Genomic DNA, 3,340 nt, shown 5'->3' on the forward strand with positions numbered 1-3,340 from the left:
CGAGACCCCCGAACCACCCCGATCTCGATACACGACACGCTCGCTCCGCTCCCGGGCCGCACTCGATCAGCAAGGAGACCTCCTCGGCCGCACTCAGCCCACGCCGGTCGAGTGCCCGCAGCGAGCGTAGCGAGCCCGGGCCGAATCGAGACCCCCGCGAACCAGCCCCAGCCCGATCTCGATACACGACACGCTCGCTCCGCTCCCGGGTCGCACTCGATCACCGTGGGGGGCTCCCGGGTCGCACTCGATCACCGTGAGGGCTCCCGGCCGCACTCGATCACCGTGGGCAGGGCGCTACGCTCGGCGTTCTCGACGTGCGGCTACCGGCGAGTACCATCGTTCGAGGCGGTCTCGCGTACGATTTTGGCCGCCCCCTCGTCGCCGCGACTCCCGCAGGGAGTCGGTCCTGCGGCGCAGGGAAGCCGATCGCGATCGAACTGCGAAGGGACCCCGATGAGCACACGGCAGCCGACCGGGAGCATCGCCGTCATCGTGCTGGCCGCAGGTGCGGGCACACGGATGAAGTCGAAGACTCCGAAGATCCTGCACGAGATCGGCGGCCGCAGCCTCGTCGGGCACGCACTCCACGGCGCCGCGGCACTGAACCCCGACCACCTGGTGGCAGTGGTGAGCCACGAGCGCGAGCGGGTCACCGCAGCCATCAACGACGTCGCCGCCGAACTGGGCCGCACCGTCGTCATCGCTGAGCAGGAGCAGCCGCTCGGCACCGGCGACGCCGCCCGCGCAGGCATGACCGGCCTGCCCGCCGACTTCGACGGCACCGTGATCGTGACCGTCGCCGACGCCCCGCTCCTCGACGGCGAGACGCTGTCGGCGCTGGTCGACGAGCACCTGCGCGACGACCGCGGCGAGGCCGCAGCCGTCACCCTCACCAGCTTCATCGCCGACGACCCGACCGGCTACGGCCGCATCGTCCGCACCGGCGGCCCCGGCGTCGACGTCGCGACCGCCGACGTCCTGGCCATCACCGAGCACAAGGACGCCACCGAGGCCGAGCGCACCATCACCGAGGTGAACGCGGGCATCTACGCCTTCGCGGCCGACATGCTGCGCACCGGCATCGCCAGCCTCTCCACGGACAACGTCCAGGGTGAGTACTACATCACCGATCTGGTGGCGATCGCCCGCGAAGCCGACCGCGCCGTCCACGCCTTGACCGTGTCCGACCCGAGCGTCGTCGCCGGCTGCAACGACCGCGCGCAGCTCGCCGAGCTCGGCGCCGAGCTGAACCGCCGGGTGGTCCGCCGACACATGCTGGCGGGCGTCACCGTCGTCGACCCGGCGACCACCTGGATCGACGTCGAGGTCGAGCTCGGCCAAGACGTGCGCATCGAGCCCGGCACGCAGCTCCACGGCCGCACGACCATCGCCGACGACGCCGTCATCGGTCCGGACACCACGCTCACCGACGTGACGGTCGGCGAAGACGCCCGGGTGATCCGCACCCACGGCAGCGACGCGCAGATCGGCGCGGGCGCTACCGTCGGCCCCTTCGCGTACCTGCGTCCCGGCACGGCTCTCGGCGCCGACGGGAAGATCGGCGCGTTCGTCGAGACCAAGAACGCGCAGATCGGCGTCGGCACCAAGGTGCCGCACCTGACCTACGTCGGTGACGCCGAGATCGGCGAGTACACCAACATCGGCGCGTCGAGCGTCTTCGTCAACTACGACGGCGTTGACAAACACAAGACTGTGATCGGCTCACACTGCCGCACCGGCAGCGACAATATGTTCGTCGCGCCGCTCACAATCGGTGACGGCGCCTACACGGGTGCCGGTACCGTGCTGCGAGAGGACGTCCCCGCGGGCGCTCTCGCGGTGTCTGCGGGTCAGCAACGCAACATCGCCGATTGGGTCGTCAAGAAGCGTCCCGGCACCCCTGCCGCCGACGCTGCCGTCGACGCACAGCAGAATAACTAGGGAACTGCAGGTAATCCCTGCGGGTCCACCGACCTCCCAAATCAAGAAGCCGCTCGCTGAGGAGAGATTGAGTCACCGATGACCTGGACGACCGACAACAAGAAGAACCTGATGCTGTTCGCCGGCCGGGCGCACCCCGAGCTGGCACAGGCCGTGTCGGACGAGCTGGGCGTTCCGATCACCCCGCAGACCGCCCGTGATTTCGCGAACGGCGAGATCTTCGTGCGCTTCGAGGAGTCGGTGCGCGGCAGCGATGCGTTTGTGCTGCAGAGCTGCCCGAACCCGATGAACCACTGGGTCATGGAGACCCTCATCATGATCGACGCGCTCAAGCGCGGCTCCGCCAAGCGCATCACCGCGATCATCCCGTTCTACCCCTACGCCCGCCAGGACAAGAAGCACCGCGGTCGCGAGCCCATCTCCGCCCGCCTCATCGCCGACCTGTTCAAGACCGCAGGCGCCGACCGCATCGTGACGGTCGATCTCCACACCGACCAGATCCAGGGCTTCTTCGACGGCCCGGTGGACCACATGCACGCGCAGGGTCAGCTGGCCGAGTACGTCCGCACCAAGTACGGCACCGACAACATCTGCGTGGTCTCCCCCGACGCCGGTCGTGTCAAGGTCGGCGAGAAGTGGGCCGACGCCCTCGACGGCGCTCCGATGGCCTTCGTGCACAAGACCCGCGACCCCGACGTGCCGAACCAGATCAAGTCGAACCGCGTGGTCGGCGAGGTCTCGGGCAAGACCTGCGTCCTGATCGACGACATGATCGACACCGGCGGCACCATCGCCGGTGCGGTGTCGGTGCTGAAGGAGGCCGGGGCGGGCGATGTCATCATCGCCACCACGCACGGCGTCTTCTCGCACCCGGCCGCCGAGCGCCTCGCGAATTGCGGCGCCAAGGAGGTCATCGCGACCGACACGCTGCCCATCACCGATGACAAGAAGTTCGAGAACCTGACGGTGCTGTCGATCGCACCGCTGCTGGCTCAGACCATCATGGAGGTCTTCAAGAACGGCTCGGTCACGAGTCTGTTCGACGGCGTCGCCTGATAGCGAGCGGCACGCCGACCACCAATACGACGCCCACCAGCGCCCCTCCGGCCACCATCCACGGTGACCAGGTGAGGGACTGGTGGGCGTCGTCGTCGGCGCCCATCAGTTCCATCGCCGCGTCCGAGGCGGCCGGCCGCGGCGCAAGCCGGGCACCCGCCGCCGCCGGAAGTCCGCCCTCGAAACGGTTCAGGTTGGAACAGAGCGATGCCTGCCACGCCTGCGGCCCACCGTCGTCGTCGCCGAGGCCGGTACGCGAGAGTAGGACGGTGCGCTGCTCCCCGATCGTCAGGTCGATGCCGCACGCCGCGCTCTGTGCCGCGGTGCGAATCACGATCCG

2 protein-coding genes and 1 pseudogene are annotated in these 3,340 nt (G+C 69.0%); 2 read left to right on the forward strand and 1 reads right to left on the reverse strand.

All coding sequences use genetic code 11. The features are described 5' to 3' along the window. Positions 1–456 precede the first annotated feature (456 nt). Both glmU and GX543_RS10105 read left to right on the forward strand, forming a co-directional pair. Entirely contained in the window at positions 457–1,944 is a 1,488-nt protein-coding gene (gene glmU / locus GX543_RS10100; protein WP_290851738.1) for a bifunctional UDP-N-acetylglucosamine diphosphorylase/glucosamine-1-phosphate N-acetyltransferase GlmU, read from the forward strand. 78 nt (positions 1,945–2,022) lie between these two features. Beyond that, entirely contained in the window at positions 2,023–3,000 is a 978-nt protein-coding gene (locus GX543_RS10105) for a ribose-phosphate diphosphokinase (RefSeq protein WP_290851739.1), read from the forward strand. Here the strand turns inward: GX543_RS10105 and GX543_RS10110 are convergent. Beyond that, positions 2,972–3,340, reverse strand: a pseudogene (locus tag GX543_RS10110) (hypothetical protein); the annotation flags it as partial. The gene GX543_RS10105 and the pseudogene GX543_RS10110 sit on opposite strands and share 29 nt — an antisense overlap.

The sequence above is a fragment of the Gordonia sp. (in: high G+C Gram-positive bacteria) genome (assembly GCF_012515855.1).
Taxonomy (GTDB): Bacteria; Actinomycetota; Actinomycetes; order Mycobacteriales; family Mycobacteriaceae; genus Gordonia.